This window comes from Alcanivorax sp. 24 (assembly GCF_004360225.1).
GTDB classification, from domain to species: Bacteria; Pseudomonadota; Gammaproteobacteria; order Pseudomonadales; family Alcanivoracaceae; genus Alloalcanivorax; species Alloalcanivorax xiamenensis.
In genome coordinates this window covers 40,848-60,225 of record NZ_SNUA01000020.1, presented here as the reverse complement: position 1 = coordinate 60,225, position 19,378 = coordinate 40,848, and the positions used below count along the sequence as shown (strand labels likewise).

Annotated in this window: 15 protein-coding genes; 3 read left to right on the top strand and 12 right to left on the bottom strand. The window is 59.6% G+C overall.

The window, feature by feature from the left end; genetic code table 11:
* Positions 1 to 298 precede the first annotated feature (298 nt).
* The 7 genes from E0L37_RS19540 to E0L37_RS19510 form a co-directional block, all read right to left on the bottom strand.
* On the bottom strand, positions 299 to 1,435 hold the full coding sequence (locus E0L37_RS19540; protein WP_133493328.1) for a porin: 1,137 nt from the start codon (positions 1,433 to 1,435) through the stop codon (positions 299 to 301).
* Positions 1,436 to 1,488: 53 nt separating this feature from the next.
* Positions 1,489 to 2,736, bottom strand: a complete 1,248-nt coding sequence (locus E0L37_RS19535) for an alkyl sulfatase dimerization domain-containing protein (protein ID WP_133493327.1) — start codon at positions 2,734 to 2,736, stop codon at positions 1,489 to 1,491.
* Between the two features lie 99 nt (positions 2,737 to 2,835).
* Positions 2,836 to 4,116, bottom strand: coding sequence for a DUF1254 domain-containing protein (locus tag E0L37_RS19530; RefSeq protein ID WP_133493326.1), 1,281 nt, complete (start codon positions 4,114 to 4,116; stop codon positions 2,836 to 2,838).
* Positions 4,117 to 4,233: 117 nt separating this feature from the next.
* On the bottom strand, positions 4,234 to 5,268 hold the full coding sequence (locus E0L37_RS19525) for a TAXI family TRAP transporter solute-binding subunit (RefSeq protein ID WP_133493325.1): 1,035 nt from the start codon (positions 5,266 to 5,268) through the stop codon (positions 4,234 to 4,236).
* A 58-nt stretch (positions 5,269 to 5,326) separates the two neighbouring features.
* Positions 5,327 to 7,432, bottom strand: coding sequence for an acetate--CoA ligase family protein (locus tag E0L37_RS19520; RefSeq protein ID WP_133493324.1), 2,106 nt, complete (start codon positions 7,430 to 7,432; stop codon positions 5,327 to 5,329).
* Positions 7,432 to 8,463, bottom strand: a complete 1,032-nt coding sequence (locus tag E0L37_RS19515; RefSeq protein WP_133493323.1) for a TAXI family TRAP transporter solute-binding subunit — start codon at positions 8,461 to 8,463, stop codon at positions 7,432 to 7,434. The genes E0L37_RS19520 and E0L37_RS19515 overlap by 1 nt, the downstream gene beginning before the upstream one ends.
* Positions 8,464 to 8,540: 77 nt before the next feature.
* Entirely contained in the window at positions 8,541 to 10,445 is a 1,905-nt protein-coding gene (locus E0L37_RS19510; protein ID WP_159660237.1) for a TRAP transporter fused permease subunit, read from the bottom strand.
* A 430-nt stretch (positions 10,446 to 10,875) separates the two neighbouring features.
* Here E0L37_RS19510 and E0L37_RS19505 point away from each other — a divergent pair, with 430 nt between their 5' ends.
* Positions 10,876 to 12,192 (top strand): alkyl sulfatase dimerization domain-containing protein, encoded by a 1,317-nt coding sequence (locus tag E0L37_RS19505; protein ID WP_133493321.1) that lies wholly within the window; start codon positions 10,876 to 10,878, stop codon positions 12,190 to 12,192.
* Positions 12,193 to 12,214: 22 nt separating this feature from the next.
* On the opposite strand, the gene E0L37_RS19500 is transcribed toward E0L37_RS19505, so the two are convergent.
* The 5 genes from E0L37_RS19500 to E0L37_RS19480 all read right to left on the bottom strand — a co-directional run bounded on the left by E0L37_RS19500 (position 12,215) and on the right by E0L37_RS19480 (position 17,997).
* Entirely contained in the window at positions 12,215 to 12,991 is a 777-nt protein-coding gene (locus E0L37_RS19500; protein ID WP_133493320.1) for a TetR/AcrR family transcriptional regulator, read from the bottom strand.
* Positions 12,992 to 13,069: 78 nt separating this feature from the next.
* Positions 13,070 to 13,417 (bottom strand): RcnB family protein, encoded by a 348-nt coding sequence (locus E0L37_RS19495; protein ID WP_133493319.1) that lies wholly within the window; start codon positions 13,415 to 13,417, stop codon positions 13,070 to 13,072.
* 129 nt (positions 13,418 to 13,546) lie between these two features.
* Complete coding sequence (gene bfr, locus E0L37_RS19490) at positions 13,547 to 14,014, bottom strand: bacterioferritin (protein WP_022996496.1); 468 nt, start codon at positions 14,012 to 14,014, stop codon at positions 13,547 to 13,549.
* A gap of 568 nt (positions 14,015 to 14,582) precedes the next feature.
* On the bottom strand, positions 14,583 to 16,763 hold the full coding sequence (locus E0L37_RS19485) for a 3-hydroxyacyl-CoA dehydrogenase NAD-binding domain-containing protein (protein ID WP_133493318.1): 2,181 nt from the start codon (positions 16,761 to 16,763) through the stop codon (positions 14,583 to 14,585).
* A gap of 22 nt (positions 16,764 to 16,785) precedes the next feature.
* A complete protein-coding gene (locus E0L37_RS19480) occupies positions 16,786 to 17,997 on the bottom strand; it encodes an acetyl-CoA C-acetyltransferase (protein ID WP_133493317.1) in 1,212 nt (403 codons plus the stop codon).
* Between the two features lie 212 nt (positions 17,998 to 18,209).
* Here E0L37_RS19480 and E0L37_RS19475 point away from each other — a divergent pair, with 212 nt between their 5' ends.
* Entirely contained in the window at positions 18,210 to 18,644 is a 435-nt protein-coding gene (locus tag E0L37_RS19475) for a hypothetical protein (RefSeq protein ID WP_133493316.1), read from the top strand.
* Positions 18,634 to 19,269, top strand: a complete 636-nt coding sequence (locus E0L37_RS19470) for a superoxide dismutase (RefSeq protein WP_133493315.1) — start codon at positions 18,634 to 18,636, stop codon at positions 19,267 to 19,269. Before E0L37_RS19475 ends, E0L37_RS19470 begins: the two co-directional genes overlap by 11 nt.
* Positions 19,270 to 19,378 lie beyond the last annotated feature (109 nt).

Below are 19,378 nucleotides of genomic sequence, written 5' to 3'. Positions count from 1 at the left end.
ACTGGTTTCAGGGCCACTGAACTGCTCCCATCTGCCCTGGAGAATTAAAAAATTGCTCCCGGTAATTTTGAACGTCGCTCCGCGATGGCCCGAAGGGTGACCGCCACGGGCAGTGGTCATAAAAAAACGCCGGCCATCGGCCGGCGCGAAAAAGGACACGGCAGGCGGCGTCATCATCGACACTACATTCGACACCACTCCGGCGATGGGGAGAGCATTCGCCCCGGAGAGTCTCGACACCGCCCGGACAACGTGGAGGATGTCCGGAGAACACACCGTATCCAGTGGACAACGGCATTCAGAACTTCAGCTGGGCACCGACCGACAGGGCCCACGGGTCATTACCGGCCAGCGTGCCCACTTTGTCGCCATGGGCATAATCAACGCCACGATAGGCGGCGTTGTCGCCGTTTTGCGTCACCGTGTACATGGCATGCAGCAATACCGAGTCACTAAGGGAATGGAATACACCAACGCTGTACTGGTCGGCTTCATCGTCACCCACTTCCGATTCTTCCGCGTGGTTCCATTGCGCCGCCAGGTTCCAGCGCGGCGCCACCGTATACAGAGCCTGCAACCCATAGGCCTCGCGGTCGAGGGAGGCAAAATTGTCCGGACTGATGTCCTCGTAAATGGCACCAAGGGTGAAAACAGAAAATTTATACTTGGCGAAAACCCGCCAGGCATCCAGGCTGCCGGTAGTGGCGAAATCGGAATAATGAATATAGGCACTGCTCAATTGCAGCCCGCCTCGCTTCCAATCCAGCCAGATACTTGAACTGTCACGATCATTATCGTCAGCACTATTGACTGAACCAGCCTGATCCGCCGCGTACTGCAGAGCGACGTTGACACCGGCCAGACGGAACTTCCAGTTCAAGCTGTTGGAGCCAAACAAATCCAGCCGTCCACCAGCACCTGCCGAGGGCGCGCCAAGAATGGCGTGGGTATCAGCCACCGTGGTATTGAAGTAGCCGAGATACGACACACCCATGTTCTTGAAAGGCGTGTTGATACGTCCCACCAGGAAAGTACCGATAGGTGTACCCAGGCCAAGAAAGCTGTCACGGGTGGTCCAGACGTCATTACCGTCGGTATCATCCATGTCAACCTGCTGTTCGTATTGCCACAGGAACTTAAAATCCTCGCTGTAAGGGACTTCTCCCCGAAAACCTATCATCGTGGTATTACTGGAAACACCGATCCCACCATCGGAAAGCAAGGGCGAGGTGTCCGCCTGCGCATCCGTGACATCGGAGTCCACATAGTCCACCGACATGCGCAGCGCCCCATACAGTTCCATCTTCTTCTTAATCGCCTGTTCCGGGTGAATAACATCTTCCAGAACCTGAATATCCGCGGCCTGGACGGACAGTGGCAGCAAAGCCATCAGCAGACCGGAGCCTGCCGCGGTCAAAAGAGGACGGGTTTTCATTAGCTTCTCCTCGAATTTTTTTTTATCTAATTGATACGGGTCATAACCCGGGGTTATCTCTCGTTCAGTCGTGCCGCCACCGAACGATAGATTTGCGCGGAGACAAAAGACGGAGAGGCCTCCGCCAGTTGCTCCAGAATTTCCGCCTTCAGGGCACGGGCACTGGCTCCGATCCGGTCCTGGCTGCTTTCAGGGGAAAGCAGATCCAGCACATGCAAAGCCAGTTGCGGCTGGCCTTCCTCCCGCTTTCGCCGTGCCACCCCCAATACCTTTTCGGGATCACTGATGGCCTCGCGTAGCGCGGCCGTCACCGCATCCGGCGGCCCCGGATGCAGCTGCGTGGCATTGCGGTCCCACCAGCCGTTCTCCGAACGCCAGATATCGCGCACGATGTACTCCGGCATGCCGTAGCTGGGCTTCATCAACGGATGACCAAAGATCTCTTCCGGGTAGACCATGTCATGCAGAATCTCCGCCTCGGTCATACCGCGATTCATCCGCTTCACCGTTTCCTCACGCAGATAACGCAGGGCCTTGATGGTCAGAGTCATGGCTTCACGAACGGCTTCCCGGCCTTCAATCGGCTTGCCGAATTCAGGAATCAGCATTTCCGGCTCCAGCCCCAACAGCTTTTCCATGGTTTCCGCCCAGCGCACCGGATCACGCAGCGTGCGCAAAGGCGTGCCGATATTGGGAATGGATTTGATGAAGGCCGGGCCGGCATAAAGGATCTTCTCCTCCGGCAACCACAACGCCATGGCGTCATCGGTTTCCGAAGGCGCTTCCAGTATCTCCACCTGACGATCCCCACCCTCGATAACATAGCGTTCACGGAAGGTGACATCCGGATAGGCGAACCATTTTTCCGGCGCGCTTTCCGGGAATTGGGAATTGAACTGCAGCCCGTTGAGATGCGCCTGCAATCCCCATGTCTCCTGGTAGCGGTCATAGCGACGCGGCAGGTTGGCCTGAGCCACTATTTTCGGGCGCGGATGACCGCGCTCGGCGGCGTCCGCCAGCCAGCTGTGGGCACCGTGGTTGTAACCCAAATGGCCGTGGCTGTAGACGATGGCCAGCACCGGTTTATCGGTCAGTTGGCGAATGTGTTCGATCATTGCCCGGGTGATCTTGCCGCCCGGACCGGAGTCAGTGATTACCACGCCGTTGTCGGTTTCCACCACCACACTGTTGCCCTGCCCTCCGAGCAGATGGACACCCGGGGCGATGGTCTTGAGGTCCTTGTTGGCGAGCAGGAATTCGCCAAGGATCGGCGATTCCTGCTTGTTGCTGTTGCCTGTCATGACATAGCTCCTGCTTTGTCACCGGTGGCGGGCACAGGGGCGCCCGTAACGGCCACCGGTGGTGCCGTTGGAAAGAAGGGAAAACGGGTGATTCCGTGTTTACAGACGCTCGACGCGCGGCAGCCTGTAACGGCCTTCCATCAGATCAGCCTTAGGCATATAACCTCGGAAAAACAGGGCGAAGGGCCCCTCGTTGGCGGGCAACCAGTTGCTCTCGCGATCCGCGCCGGGACTGCGTGCACCGATCCAGAGATCCAGGGATCCGTCCTCGTTGTACTGCAGACCGGGACTGCGATCCCCCACGGCGTAACGGCGCAACGGGGTATCGGCGAAGAAGAACTGCCCGTCGTCCATGGCTTCGTAAAGTGTCAGGGACCAGAACGAATTCAACGGCGGCATGGCGCCAGCGGGGAAATGCAGCCGGTAGTTCTGGTTGCCGTCGAACAGACCTTCTTCGGCATCCCCTTCGGCACGCATATAGATCGCTTCTTCCAACGGCAAGGCACCCAGACCACCCACCGACACCACCGCTCGCAGGGTGTAGTTCTGACCATAATCACCATTGCGCATGCTGGGATAGGTCCAGCCGTCAATGGCGCTGCGGCGCGCACGCTGAATCTGGACCAGCCAGTTCCTGGCCTCCTCCACGCCCCGTTCAATCGCTTCCGCCTGCTCCTGATCGAACGCATCCGCGTCGAACACCTGATCCGGGCCGATATTCAGGGCACGAATCTGTTCCAGAATCAGGCCGTCGGTGACCGGCGGCGGTTCGCGGCGCAACAAGCGATTGGCGGTGGCCAGATACTCACGCCAGCTGGCGGAGCGCTGTACCGGATCACCCGGTGCCACGTCTTCAGGATCCGCCCCTTCATGGACGAACAATCCATCCTGCACGGCGCAGGCCGCCGGCAGGTCGTCGGGGCCGTCCACCAGAATACGCGCCAGCGCCCAGACTCTTGGCGTCGGTGCACGGACCACATTGGTGGCATCCTCCGGCACCGCCTGATGCGGACCAACCACGGTATAAACACCGCCGTTATTCCCCGTGGTACGAGTGCCGAGAATGTCGAAGTTGTTGGTGTACATGTCCATGAAGGCCAGCGAAAAATAGCGCTCGCCAGTGGCCGGCACGGTGATCTTTACCGGCCCTTTTGACAGATCCAGCCAGGCATCGGAGTACAGGGTGTCATTGTTCGGCGTGGTCACCCAGCGGCTGCGGTGCGTCAACAACTTGCGTGCATGATTGAAGACGTTGGCCCCGGCGCCCATGCGCCATTTACGGGTGGTCTCCATGATCACCAGTGGAACCGTGTAAATGTACGCGCGCTTGGCGGCGGACTTCAGTTCAGCGGGAGACACCGAAGCAAATTCATTACTCATGTTAGTTCCTCTTTCTCTTCTTCAAAGGATGCCCCCGGGCACCCGCGCTCAATGCCGGTGCCAAGGTCTTGGGGTAACACCCAGGTCGTTTCGCCGGTGTGCCTTTTCCACCACCCGTCAACGGGCTTCCGGCGGCACCATCGCATCCGGCACTACCAGGCCAATTTCCCGGTAGTACCGCAAGGCCCCGGCCTGCAGTGGCGTGTTCACCTGATTGAGCGCGTTCTCCAGCGTTATGGAATCCATGAACTTGGCGGCGTCGTGGAACGTCTGAAGATTCTCGAAGATGGTTTTGGTGATCTGATATCCCAGTTCGGGGTCCAAATCCTTCTGTGTACCCAGGGTGACCCAGGTACCGACGGTTTTCACCGGACCTTCGTTGGTCTGGTTCTCGCCATAGATACCGGCGGGAATTTCCGCAATGGTCCGGCCGGGCAACGACATCACTTGCTTCATCGGCTCGCTATCGAAGGCCTCCTCGGGAATCCCCAGGAAACGGACCTTTTGCAGCAGCACTACTTGCTCGATGGAGGCCGACGGCAACTGGGTCGGACCGATATACATATCCACCTGACCGTCCTGGAAGGCCTGCTGCCCGGAGTTCCAGTCCAGCTTCGCCATCTCATAATCCTCACCCGCCTTGTAGCCGGTGGCCCCTTCGATGATGGACAAGGCAACCAGGGTCGCGGCCCCACCTGGCGGTCCAATGAAGACACGGCGATCCTTGATGTCCTTGAGCGAACGGATACCCGATTTCTCGTGCACCATGATGTGGTACGGTCCGAGCGGGAAGCTCATGATGGTGCGGATGTTCTTGAACAGCTCCGGCGCGCTGGACATTTTGCTGAACATGCCCGTGCCGGTGCTCATGAAGTGATTGATCGATTGACTGCCAATGTACAGATCCACCTGCCCCTTGGCGGCGTCCAGAGTGGAACGGGTGGACGCCATACTGGACGTCATGTTGATGCGAACCGGCAAGTGCTTTTGCAGCACCGACTGCAGCGTCACCGAAAACACATAAGGGGACGACCCTGGCTGAGCGGTATGCATCCGCAGATTGGCATCAGCATTGGCGTAGCTGGCCAGCGATACGGTTGCCAGGAGCACCAGACCACTCGCCCAGCGGATAAAAGGGTGTTTCAGTTTCATTCCAATCTCCCGATTTGTTGTTTTATCTGGCTATTGCTTGATTCCGGGGCGCCCGATATCAGCGCCCGATGACCAGGGCATCCAATGCCACCACGCCCTGCCCCCCGGCGCGCACGCGCACCGGATTGATGTCCAGACTTTCCAGACTGTCCCCGGCGGCCACGGCGAAGTGCGACACTTTCACCAGCAGATCGGCCAGGGCACCGATGTCCGCCGGCGGCTGCCCGCGGACACCGTCAAGAATCGCTCTGCCGCGCAGCTCGTTGATCATGTCCATGGCCATATCCCGGTTCAGTGGCGCGCTGCGGAAGCTGACGTCCTTGAGCACCTCCACCAATACGCCACCCAATCCCAGCATCACCACTGGGCCAAAGGCAGGATCCCTCTGCACACCGACGATGCATTCAACGCCCTGTTCTTCCATTGGCGAGAGCAGCACGCCATCGACGCGCGCCTCCGGGCAGGCGCGGCGGGCCGCGGCGAGCACCTCATCACTGGCCTGGCCAACAGCCTCGGCACCACGCAGGTTCAGCCGTACACCGCCAATGTCGGATTTGTGCGGAATGTCGGGGGACGCGATCTTCGCCACCCAGGCGCGAGAGTCTTGCGCCACCCGGGCCCGGGCCTCGGCACCGTCGGCGACCAGATGGGACTCCGGCACCGGCACTCCGAAGTCAGCCAGCAGTTGGAAGCTGTCCGCCTCCGAATAACTGCCAGTGCGCAACGTTACGCCGGCGCCGCGCGACGCCACCGGCACCGCTGGTTTTTGCCGTTGCCGGGCAAACCAGGCCAGGGCGGACAGCGCACGAATGGCACGAGTGGGGTCCTCGAAGGCGAGACAGCGATTACACTCCAGCAAGGTACGCACCGGCTCCTTGAACACCGATACCGCGCAGAACACGCGATCCGGATAACGCTCACGTACACGGCCGATCTGCTCGGCGATGTGCTCGCCCATGGGCCCCTGACCGGCGGCGGCCAGAAAAGCGGCGACCAGGTGGTAATCACCCTGCTCGAGCATGATGTCGAGGCTGGTCTCGAACAGACCGATGTCGTTGGTGATCTGTCCGGTGATGTCCACCGGATTGCGCGGTGCGGCGAACGGAACCAACTCCCGGATGCGGTCCTGGGCCTGTTGATTAAGCTCCGGCAGCGCCAGTCCTTCATCAGCGGCGGCATCCGCCATCAACACACCAGCACCGCCAGACACAGTAAACACACCGAGGTTTTCTCCGGACGGGATGCCCGCCACGGAAAAGGCATAACCCACATCGAAAAATTCCTCGATGGAATAGGCGCGATACACGCCGTACTGGCGGAATACCGCATCAAAGACCGCGTCCTCGCCGGCCAGCGCGGCGGTATGAGACGCAGCGGCCTGGGCGCCGATATCGGTGCGACCGACTTTGGTCATCACCACCGGCTTGCCGGCGGCGCGGGCGGCGGCCAGAGCGGCTTCCAGCTTGCGGCCATCACGGCAGCCTTCCATGTAACCGAGGATCACATCGGTGTCCGGATCCCGCGCCAGCCAGCTCAGACAATCGGCGAAATCCACGTTGCCTTCGTTGCCCGTGGTGATCCAGTAGCTCAGCCCCAGACCACGCTGCCGCGCCAGCGTAAACGCATAGGCACCATAGGCACCGCTCTGGCTGATCAGGCCAATGCGCCCTTTCGGCGTCACGCCTTGTCCCACCACCGGCGAGAAAGTCGCAAACACTTTTTCGGAAAGGTTCATGAAACCAAGACAGTTGGGCCCGAGAATACGGACACCGGCCGCGCGGGCGCGGGCCATCAGCGCATCCTGTGCCAGACGCCCTTCCTCACTGATCTCCGCGAAACCGGATGAAAACAGCACAATACCCTTGACGTCCGCGGCGATGGCGTCATCCACGGCTTGATCGACCAGCGCGGCCGGCACCGCGACGATAGCCAGGTCCACTTGTCCCGCTACCTCGCCGATGCGGGTGTAGGCTTTGAGCCCCTGCACTTCAGAGGCCTTCGGGTTGATCGGAAAGATTGGCCCTTGGAAGCCTTGGGCAAGCAGGAACGCGATCGGCAGGCCGCCGATTTTCGTCGGCGTGGCGCTGGCACCAATGACCGCCACGGAGCGGGGCCGGAACAGACGATCCAGATCTTCGATAGTGTGTTCTGATACTGCGCTCATTAACGCGCCTCCGGTGGAATCAAGTGATCCGGAAGGTCAACGCCGGCCTCCCGGTAATAACGAACCGCGCCGGCGTGCAACGGGGTTCTCATCTCCGTCAGAGCATTCTCCAGGGTGATCTCTTCCATGAACTTCGCGGCGCCATGGAAAGCAGACAGGTTCTCGAACAAGGTTTTGGTGATCTGGTACACCAGCTCTTCATCCAGATCCTTGCGGGTACCCAGGCCAGCCCAGGAACCGATGGTTCTTACGTCCGTCTCGTTGGTTTGATTTGCACCGTAAATACCGGCGGGGATGGTGGCCCGGGTCCGCCCGGGAAGGGCCATGATTTTCTTCATCTGGTCGGATTCGAACGCGTCATCGGGAATCCCCAGGAAACGGACTTTCTCAAGCAATGTCATCTGCTCCATCGAAGCGGACGGTAGCTGCGTTGGCATTACCAACATGTCCACATGTCCATCCTGGAAAGCCTGCAGACCAGAGTTCCAATCCAGTTTTGCCAGCTCATAGTCCGTGCCGGCCTCATAGCCGGTGGCGCCTTCGACAATGGAGATGGCCACCAGAGTAGCCGCGCCACCCGGCGCGCCGAGAAAGATACGACGCCCTTTGATGTCCTCGAGGGAACGAATGCCGGACTTTTCATGCACCACGATATGATAGGGGCCAGCCGGGAACGTCATGATCTGCCTGACGTTCTGGTACAACTCCGGTGCCGCCTCCATTTTGGCGAACATCCCCGTACCGGTTCGCATGAAATGATTGATGGACGGACTGCTGATAAAAAGGTCGGTCTGGCCCCGTGCCGCGTCCAGTGGCGAACGAGGGCCTGTGACACCGGCTGTCATGTTGATCTTCACCGGCAGTTTCTTCTGCAGAACCGACTGCAAGGTCACGGAAAAAACGTAGTATCCCGATCCGGGAGTGGCGGTCTGCATTCGCAGATGAGTTTCTTGCGCCTGCGCGACCTGCCCCAGCGCCAAAGCGACGGTCATCACACAGACCACCCACTTAATCGTTTTCAGTCCAAACATTCCATTCTCCTTTTGGGGCTCGTGCGAGCCTCTTACTGCCAGGCCTCCCGGCCTTTTTTCGTTTTTTATTCCGGCGTTCACTTGTCCGCCGGCGCACAACCAAGCCAACGCGGCCTGTGGTGCGGCATGAAATCAAACAGCAGGATCAGTAGCGCCAGGGCCAGGCCGACCAGCTCCACCGAGGTGCCGCGCGCCATCAGCAGCGCCGCCACCGCCAGCCTCAGAACCCGTGCCAACATGCTCAACCGCTCGCCGCCAAACCCCGCGAATCCCGTGGTCACTGCCCATACCACCAGAGTCAGGCGCACCACCCCCCAGGCCAGATCCATTGGATCGAAGCCCTCCACGATCAACAGTAGCGATGGGTTGAACACGAACAGGAAGGGCACCAGAAACCCGACCAGAGTCAGACGCACGGAGAGCATCGCCACTTTCATCGGGTTAGCCTCGGCCAATGGCGCCGCGGCGAAAGCCGCCAACGCCACCGGCGGAGTAATGGCGGACAGCACACCGAAGTAGAGGACAAACAGGTGCACGGAAAGCAACGGCACATCGAAGCTGGTCAGGGCCGGCCCCATGACCAACACAATGATCAGATAGGCGGGCAGGGTCGGCATGCCCATGCCCAGAATCAGACAACCCAACGCGGTTAACACCAGACTCAACAGCAAACTGTGCTCGCCGAGGCCGGCAACGGCTTGCGCGAAACTCAATCCCAGACCGGTCAGATCCATACCGGCAATGACAATACCAATAGCCCCCACCGCGATCATGATGCGCGATCCTGCCACTCCGCCTTTTGCCAGAGCACCGATCAGCGCCCAGGGCCGACGGCGAATTTCAGGATTGAGGAAACCAAAGGCCATTGCCACCAGCGTCGCCCATACCCCGGCCATGGCCGGTGAACGGCCGGTGGCCAGGACCAGGATCACCGTTAACACCGGTGCCACGAACATCAGCGAGCGCAACCAGTCATCTTTGGTCAGCACTGGCAGTTCATGCTCGGGGGTAGGCTTGATGCCAAGCCGCCGAGCCTCGTAGTAGACCGCCGCGAACAGCGCGATCACATAAAAAGCCGCCGGCAATAATGCCGCCACGCAGATCAACAGATAGGGGGTGCCGGTCAGTTGCGCCATCATGAATGCGGCTGCTCCCATCACCGGAGGAATCACCTGCCCCCCGGTGGATGCGGCGGCTTCAACGGCACCGGCGAAAGCGGGGCTGAAGCCGCGCTTCTTGATCATGGGAATAGTGAAGGCACCGGTCCCCGCCACGTTGGCGGTAACACTGCCCGACATAGTGCCAAACAGCATGCTGGCGAAGATCGCGGCGTGAGCCGGCCCACCCGGCAGACGGCCGGTGACGCGAATCGACATGCGGACCAGAGCCGGGCCGGCGCCGGTGGCTTCAAGCATGACGCCGAAGATAATGTAGATGAACAACAACTCGATCATCACCGCTACCGGCGTACCGAATACGCCACTGAAGCCGTACCACATGCCCTGCATGATCTGGTCCAGAGAGAACCCAGCATGGCGAACGACGTCGGGCAACAGATCTCCCCACAGGCAATACAGCAATGTCACGCCGGCGAACAGGGACAGTCCGAGGCCAAACTCCCTGCGGGTCAGCTCGATAACCGCCACCACACCAGCCAGCGCGATCAGTTGATCCGTGCGGCTATAGTCGACCAACATGTTTTCCATATCGCCGGCGAAGACGAGGAAGCGGCCGACGGCCAACAGGATGGCGCCGACCAGCACCAGATCGATGAGCCAGAACAGAGCGCGGAATGATGCGGTGCGCGGCGGATTCACCATCACCAGAGGCTTGACCAGTACGGCGACAAGAATACAGGCAGCGAACGTCAATGGACGCTGATAGCTGGGATCAAAGATCCCGAAAAGAGACGTATAAATACTGATGGCGGCCAGCACCACGGCAATCGCCAGGCCAAGCCGGCGGCTTGAATCTGTGAGCACTCTCCCTCTCCCGCGGACATCGAAGTCCGCCTTGGTTTTTTTGTGCACTCATCAGATCATGCCGAATTAATGTCTGTCAATTAGATTACTGCAACCTCCCTCACCTCAGTGACAATTTATTCATTGGCATGCCTCATTATCCCCGGCGGAAGTGAACATTCGTTCAAGACACGGAATTTTGCCGTCCTCAAATTACAAGACATTGTTATAAAAGTATTTTTTATCTTAAACCGGACATCGTTGAACACACCTGTCGACACTCAACATGCCTATCCGGCAACCCGGAATGCCCACCCCTCTTTCCTCGCAAGAGAGGCGGATTTGAGCATAAGTAATGCCACAACATGAATTTCACCTATCTTTTCTAATGTCATGACATTACTTTAGGTAACACTCTGTTCCTGATTCTCACCCTCGGAGGAGACCCTGAATGATCAACGAAGAACTCAGAGCTATTGGCGACGCCTGTTGGGAGCGGTTTGATTTCGGCCGTGACTGGAATCGCCACCTGCATGGCAGCCAGGTCATACCGATCAACGACCATCTGGTCTACATCGCTTCCAAAGGCGTGGTGGGCAATGTCACCGTGCTCAGCACCGGGGAAGGTCTGGTGGTATTCGACAGTGGCAGCCGCAATACCGCCGCCAATATTCATCAGGCTATTCGTTCCTGGTCGGATCAGCCGATCCGGCACGTCATCTATACCCATGGCCATCTTGACCACGCCTTCGGCACCCCCCTGTTCGATCAGGAAGCACAACAGGCCGGCGATCCGAAACCGGAAGTTATCGGCCAGGCGAATATTCGCCGGCGCTTCCAACGCTATCAGGCCAGCGCCAACTGGAACGCTCATATCAATAGCCGGCAATTCAAAGTCGCCGGATTCCACTGGCCCGCTGAATACCGTTATCCCGACCGCTTCTATGAAGAACAGATGATTCTGCAGTGCGGTGACAGTCAGGTGGAACTCAATCACGGCATGGGCGAAACCGACGACCATACCTGGAGCTGGATCGCGGAGGACCGCACCGTTATCACCGGGGACTTCATTATCTGGGCGGCCCCCAATGCCGGTAACCCGCAGAAGGTCCAGCGCTTCGCCTTGCAATGGGCGGAGGCGCTGCGGGCCATGGCCCGGAAGAAACCGGAAGTATTGGTGCCCGGCCACGGGCCGGCGGTGTTTGGTGCCGACCGCGTCGCCACCCTGCTGGACGACACCGCCACTTTCCTGGAAACCATCCATGACCAAACCTTGGCGGGCATGAATCAGGGGTTGCCCCTGGCGGACATCGTGCAACAGGTAACGCTGCCTGAAGGCTTGCTTGACCGGCCCTACCTGCACCCCTCTTACGATGACCCTGAGTTTCTGATCCGAAATGTCTGGCGGTTGTACGGTGGCTGGTACGACGGCAATCCCGCCCAGTTGAAACCGGCACACCCTGATGCGCTGAGCAGCGCCCTGGCGGAACTGTGCGGCGGCGCGACCATTCTGGCACAGGCCGCCAGCGGGTATCTGGAGCAAGGCGACTTACGCCTGGCCGGACACCTCAGCGAAATGGCGATCAGCGCGGAGCCCGGCAATCAGGAAGCTCACCGGGTGCGCGTAGCGGTGAACCAGGCGCGGGCCAAAGCCGAAACCTCATTAATGGCCAGAGGCATTTTCACCGACGCCGCCAACGCCTCGTTGAAAGCGCTGGGTGATGACGGTGACCCGGGTTATCCCGGCCGCCGGGTTGGCATTGGTTGAGGAGACGCCGGCACCGGCGGCATCATTCGCCGCCGCCGGTGCCGGCGCTCTTGAGTATGGAGGTTTCCGTATAGGAGGGCAGGTCATACAACGTGGACGCCTGATGAATCGCTTCCAGCGTCTCCGGCGATAACGGCGCGTCGTACATGGCAACGCTGCAACCAATAATATCCTCGACTCGAATCCAGGCCTCTTCACGACGGAAACTCTGACCTTTTTCCGACTGAATCCGCTCGATCGTCGCCATCCCGTTGGTGTGCATGAACAACATACTGAGGAAACGCTGCTCGATAATCGCCTTGGGCAAATACGGTTTTGCCTCCCGCAGCGCTTCCAGACACTTTTCCATGCCCGCACCGTACATCGCGTTGAAGTGCAGCCAGGTACCGCGCTCCATACGCAATTGCACCAAAAAACGCAGGTAATATCCGGGCTCCTGTGTACCAAACAGATAACGGGCCAGGGGCATCATCCCGCAGCGCATAATCTGTTCCGTGGACAGAGGCTTGCCACCCGCCTGCCGGCGGGCCTCCTCGAACATGGCATGGCGGTCCGCGTCTATCGGTTTGGAGCGCATCGCCAGAATGGACTCGATGATCGCTTCCCGGGAACCAAAGTAATAGTGAATCGCCGATTCGTTCTTTTGTCCGGCCTCCTCACGAATCTGACGCAGGGACGCCCCCTGCACCCCATTCATGGCGAAAACCTTCTCCGCCGCCAGCGTCAACTCCAACTTGGTTCCGGAAATCTCTTCCGCCTTGCTCTTTTTACGACGCGTGGGTTTCCTTGCTGCCGCCATCCTTTTCCACCCTCAACAAAGTTAATGGAACAATACTAACATCATTCCATTAACAGGGGAGTGGTGACAAACCGGCCCCTATGAGCCGGCAATGATCGAGACAATGACGCCGGTAGCGATGGCGGTGAGCAGAAAGTCATTATCCACTTTTACCCAGTGGTGACCCGGCTTCGGTGCCGGCAGCCCATAACGACCGTACTCCTTCACCACGTAACGCGGTTCCTGATAACGCTTGGGCAACGGCTTTCCCTTCCAGTCGGCATGGTGCGGACGATGCCCATCACCATGGGAGGGACCTTGATGGGCCTGCTGAGCCGGCCCGTGATTGCTCTGATCCGGTCCTCTAGCCGGCTGTGACCAGGCCAGAGAAGACGACAGCAGCAGGCTGCCACCAAGGGCGAGAGCGAGAGTTTTTCGGCTTTTCATGGTCGGCTCCTGTTTCGTCCTGATGGAACCAGGATGCGCCGGTAATGCGCAAACACTGTGCCGACTTTGTGCAAATATGAAGAACCGAGTAATCGCCGTGGCACCGCCCGGCGATCCAATGACGCCGGATCAGGACATCTGGGACTGGCGGTAGTTTTCCTCGCCGATGTGCTTGATCAAACGGAGCTGTTGCTCCAGCCAGTGGGTGTGATCCTCTTCCGTGTCCTGTAATTGCTGACGCAGCATTTCCCGGGTCACGTAATCCCCCACCGACTCACACAATGCCATGGCTTTGGCCAGATCCTCCCGCACTTTATATTCGAGGCGCAGATCCGCTTCCAACATCTCCATGACGGTACGGCCCGGAGACATGGCGTGGGGCGTCATATCCGGAACCCCTTCCAGGAACAACAGCCGCCGCAGAATGGCATCCGCGTGTTCGGTCTCTTCCTGCATTTCGTGATTGATGCGCTCGTAGAGGCGGCCATACCCTTGATCCTCGTACTGGCGTGAATGCAGAAAATACTGGTCACGGGCAGCCAGTTCACCGCGCAGCAGCTCCTGCAGACACTTGATCACATCAGGATGGCCTTTCATGGATAACTCCTCGAATTACAGATAAATGGAACACGCGCACAGTATGACGCGCCCTGTTGTGACGCGCCAGCCCCGGCGAAGATTTTATCATTTAATTCAATGGGTTAGGTTACAGGTAGCAGAGAAACGAATCGCAACCAGAATGGTTATCGAATGCTGGCGCGTGCAAGCGTGTTGCGTGCCAGCGCCTCAATGAAAAAGGTTCATCGCACTTTAGCGGGAAGTCTCGCTTCAGCCGGGGCGCCACGGGCCAAGAGGGGACCCAGGAACCCATAGCGAAGGTGTGTTATGCCTTTGCTGGCCTTGGAGACCCAAACTCGGAGGTGACTACAGCGCCACTGTGGGAGATTGCTGGCAAGCGAATCTCTTTCCAGGAGCCCATTCGCTTGCCAGCAAGCTTCCCACAGCGGCTTCGTGGCCCTTGCATGCCAGCCCCTCACCTCGAAGCGTAGCCGTGTTACGCTGTCCCTGATGGAAGGCAATACGGTTTCCCTCCAAACCGCGATGAACCATAAAAAAGCCCGGGCCAAACGGCCCGGGCTTCGGCGGTTCCAACGAAAGCCGCTGGCTATTTGAAAATCTCGCCTTTCTCTGCTTTTTCCACCAGCAGCGGCGGCGGATTGAAACGCTCCCCGTAGCGGTCGGCCAGTTCCTCGGCACGGGCCACGAAGCCGCGCAGGCCACCCTCGTACTGGTTCATATACTGCACCACACCGCCGGACCAGGCCGGGAAACCGATACCGAAGATGGAACCAATGTTGGTATCGCCAACGGACTCGATCACCCCTTCCTGGAAGCACTTGACCGTTTCCAGGGCTTCGGCGAACAGCATCCGCTCCTGCATATCCTTGAATGGAATTGCTTCACGGGCCGGGAACTGTTCCTTCAGGCCTGCCCAGAGGCGCGCCTTGCCATTTTCCGGATAATCGTAAAAGCCCTTGCCATCCAGCTTGCCGGGGCGTTCCAGTTGGTTGACCATTTTTTCCATCACCGCCAGCGCGGGATGGGCTTGCGGGCTGTTACCCTGGGCTTCGGTGGCCTGCTTGTACTCACCGGCGATCTTCAGGGACAGCTTCATGTTGATCTCATCGATCAGTTTGAGCGCGCCCACCGGATAGCCGGCCTGAGTAGCGGCCTGCTCGATGGAGTTGGCGTTCTGCCCTTCACCCACCATGGCGATGGCCTCGTTGATGAAGGTGCCGATCACCCGGCTGGTGAAGAAACCACGGGAATCATTGACCACGATCGGCGTCTTGTTGATTTGCAATGTGTAGTCGAACACCTTCGCCAGCACTTCATCACTGGTGTTCTCACCACGGATGATTTCCACCAGCGGCATTTTGTCCACCGGGCTGAAGAAATGGATGCCGATAAAGTTGTCCTGTTTCTTCACGCCTTCCGCCAGGCCGGTGATCGGCAGCGTTGAGGTGTTGGAGCCCAGTACCGCGTCCGCGTTGACCACGTCCTCGATCTCCTGGAACACCTTGTGCTTCAGGTCGGTGTTTTCAAACACGGCTTCGACGACGAAGTCCACGCCTTGCAGATCGTCAACATTGGCGGAGGGGGTGATACGGGCAAGAATCTCCTCTTTCTTTTCCTTGCTCATCCGGCCCTTGGATACCGCCTTGTCCAGCAGCTTCCCGGAGTACGCCTTGCCTTTCTCCGCGTTCTCCAGGGAGACGTCCTTGAGCACCACCTCGGCACCGGAGCGGGCAGTGACGTAGGCGATCCCCGCGCCCATCATGCCGGCGCCGAGCACCGCCACTTTCCGGGCTTTGTATTTCGGCACGTCCTTGGGACGGCTGGCGCCGGCGTTGATCGCCTGCAGATTGAAGAAGAAAGCGGTGGTCATGTTCTTCGCCACCTGACCACAGGCCAGCTCGACGAAGTAGCGGCCCTCGATCTTGATGGCGTTGTCGAAGTCCACCTGGGCCCCTTCCACCGCCGCCGCCAGAATATTGCGCGGCGCCGGATAATTGGCCCCTTTGAGCTGTTTGCGCAGATTAGCCGGGAACGCCGGCAGGTTCTGCGCGAAACCGGGGTGGCTCGGCGAACCGCCGGGAATCTTGTAGCCCTTCTCGTCCCAGGGCTGTTTGGCCTTGGGGTTGGCTTTGATCCAGGCACGGGCCTGTTCCAGCATCGCTTCCGGGGTATCCACGACTTCGTCGACAAGACCCAGCGCCTTGGCTTTGTCCACCTTGTGGCGCTGGCCTTGCAGCAGGACCTGCATCAGAGCGTTCTGAATCCCCAGCATGCGCACGGTGCGTACCACACCGCCGCCACCGGGCAACAGCCCAAGGGTGACTTCCGGCAGACCGAACACCGCTTTCGGATTGTTCAGCGCGATACGGCGATGACAGGACAGAGCGATTTCCAGACCGCCGCCCAGGGCGGTGCCGTTCAACGCGGCCACCACCGGAATTCCCAGGGTTTCCAGGGTGCGCAGCTGCGCCTTGGCGGTTTCCACACCGGCGGAGAATTCCGCCGCCCGCTCCGGCGTTACCTGGATCAGGTCGTTAAGGTCGCCGCCGGCAAAGAAGGTGCTCTTGGCCGAGGTAATGATCACCCCGGCAATGTTGTCCTTTTCTTTTTCCAGCCGTTCCACGGTGGCCGCCATGGAGCGCATGTAGCGCTCGTTCATGGTATTGGCGGATTGCTTGGGATCGTCCAGGACCAGGGTGACGATATTGTCGGCGTCCTGTTCCCAGCGGATGGTGCTTTCTTTATCGCTAACAGCTTTCTCATTCATGATTCGTTTCTCCCCGTCCGGCTCACAGGCGCTCGATGATGGTGGCGATCCCCATGCCACCGCCCACGCAGAGGGTGCACAGTCCGTATTTCTGGTCACGGCGTTCCAGCTCATCCAGCACGGTGCCCAGAATCATGGCGCCGGTGGCGCCCAGCGGGTGACCCATGGCAATGGCGCCGCCGTTGACGTTCACTTTGTCATGGCTGAGGCCCATGTCCTTCATGAAACGCATGGCCACGGAAGCGAAGGCCTCGTTGATTTCCACCAGGTCGATCTGGTCGATGGTCATGCCGGCTTTCTTCAGCACCTTGCGGCAGGCCGGCGCCGGACCGGTGAGCATGATGGTGGGATCAGCGCCGCTGATGGCGGTGGCCACCACCCTCCCCCGCGGCGTCATGCCGCAGTCCTTGCCCACCTGGGCGTTACCGATGGCCACCAGGGAAGCGCCATCGACAATGCCGGAGGAGTTGCCCCCGGTGTGCACGTGATCGATCTTCTCGACCCAGTGGTATTTCTGCAGCGCCACGGCGTCGAAGCCGCCCATTTCGCCCATGACGGCAAACGACGGATTCAAGTTGCCAAGCACATCGGCGGTGGTGCCGGCGCGCACGTGCTCGTCCCGATCCAACACCACCAGGCCGTTGCGGTCCTTCACCGGCACCACGGAGCGCCGGAAATAGCCTTTTTCCCAGGCATTGGCGGCACGGGCCTGGGACTCGGCGGCGAATTCGTCCACATCGCGGCGGGAGAAGCCTTCGATGGTGGCGATCAGATCGGCGCCGATGCCCTGAGGCACGAAACCGGTTTCGTAGTTGGTGATCGGGTCCATGGCCCAGGCACCGCCATCGGAGCCCATCGGCACCCGGCTCATCGCTTCAACACCGCCGGCCAGAACCAGATCATCCCAACCGGACGCCACTTTCTGGGCCGCCGTGTTGACCGCTTCCAGGCCGGACGCACAAAACCGGTTCAGTTGATAGCCCGCCACCGTTTCCGGCAGACCGGCGGCCAGGGCCGCGGTCTTGGCGATACAGGCTCCCTGATCCCCCACCGGCGAGACCACGCCGAGCAACACATCGTCGATGCGGTTGACGTCCATATTGGGGAAACGATCGCGCAATTCACCAATCAACCCCACCACCAGATCCAGAGGTTTGACGGTATGCAGGGAGCCATCCTTCTTGCCACGCCCACGGGGGGTGCGGATGGCATCGTAAATATAGGCTTCGGTCATGTAAGCGTTCCTCTCGCCCTCGCGGCCTGAGCAGGCTCGGCGTTCCGGGGTAACGATAATTATTGAGGTGAACAGATATTGAGGCCAACAGAGTGCCCGAGGGCCGGAATGGCCACAATGACGGGAGCGATCACGGATACTGAGCGAAAAAGACAGCATTCTGATTCTTTTCCTTCTTTTAAATAAAAGTAATTCGCATTACGATTATCGCAATGGACAGCAAAGCCCTGCTCCGGCTAGGTAACGAAGCCTTCGCCACGCAACGCTACGCCGAAGCTCAGGACCGCTACCGCCAGGCCATCAGCGCTCTGGCAACCGCCCTTCAATGCCGGCGCCCCGCCGACACCGACGCCCTGATCTTGTATTCCATCGCCATTCAGAACCTCGCCGATACCCACGCCCGGCGCGAACAACCGGAGCGGATCCGGGATGTTCTGCTGGAGGGCTGCTTGAATCTGGCGGTCTGGGTGAACGATCAGATGTCGCGAGGTGCCGGCGGCTGCGCGCTGGGCGAGTTCGGCCGGCTGAGAATGCGGTTACTGGCTTTGCACCAATCCGGCGTCGGATTGCTCGAGCCACATCAGCGGCGGGCACTGGAGGACGCCACACGTCTTTTAACGTTAGAGGATAGTTACCATGATTCATGAGTTTTCGGACTTACCGTACGCTTACGACGCCTTGGAACCGGTGATCGACGAGACCACCATGCGCGTACACCATACCCGGCACCATCGCACTTACTACGACAAGTTCATCACCGCCATCAGCGGCACCGATCTGGAACAGCAGCCGATGGAGACCATTTTCGCCCACATCTCCCGGCACGCGCCGGCGGTGCGCAACAACGGCGGCGGCTATTACAACCACACCCTGTATTGGAACGTGATGTCGCCGGATGGCGGCGGCGATCCGGTGGGTCCGCTGGCGGACGCTCTGCTGGCCAAGTACGGTTCCTTCGATGAATTCAAGACGGCTTTCGCCAACGCCGGCATCACCCAGTTCGGCTCCGGTTTCGCCTGGCTCTCGGTTACCGCGAACGGCGATCTGGCGATCAGCTCCACCGGTAACCAGGACAATCCGCTGATGGACACCGCCGAGGTGCGCGGCACGCCGATTCTGGGTTGCGACGTGTGGGAGCACGCTTACTATCTCACCTACATGAACAAGCGCCCGGACTACATCGACGCCTGGTGGAAGGTGGTCAACTGGCCCTACGTGAACCGCCTGTACGAAGATGCGCTGGCGCAAGTATCGCGGCAAAAGTCGGCCTGACGGCGGCATCGCCCCTGGCGCCTTGGAGCCGGTTCATGATCTTACCGGCGCCAGGGCCATTGTTCCGGCACGGCGCCATGGTCAAGGTAGAGCGGAACAAGGAGGAGCC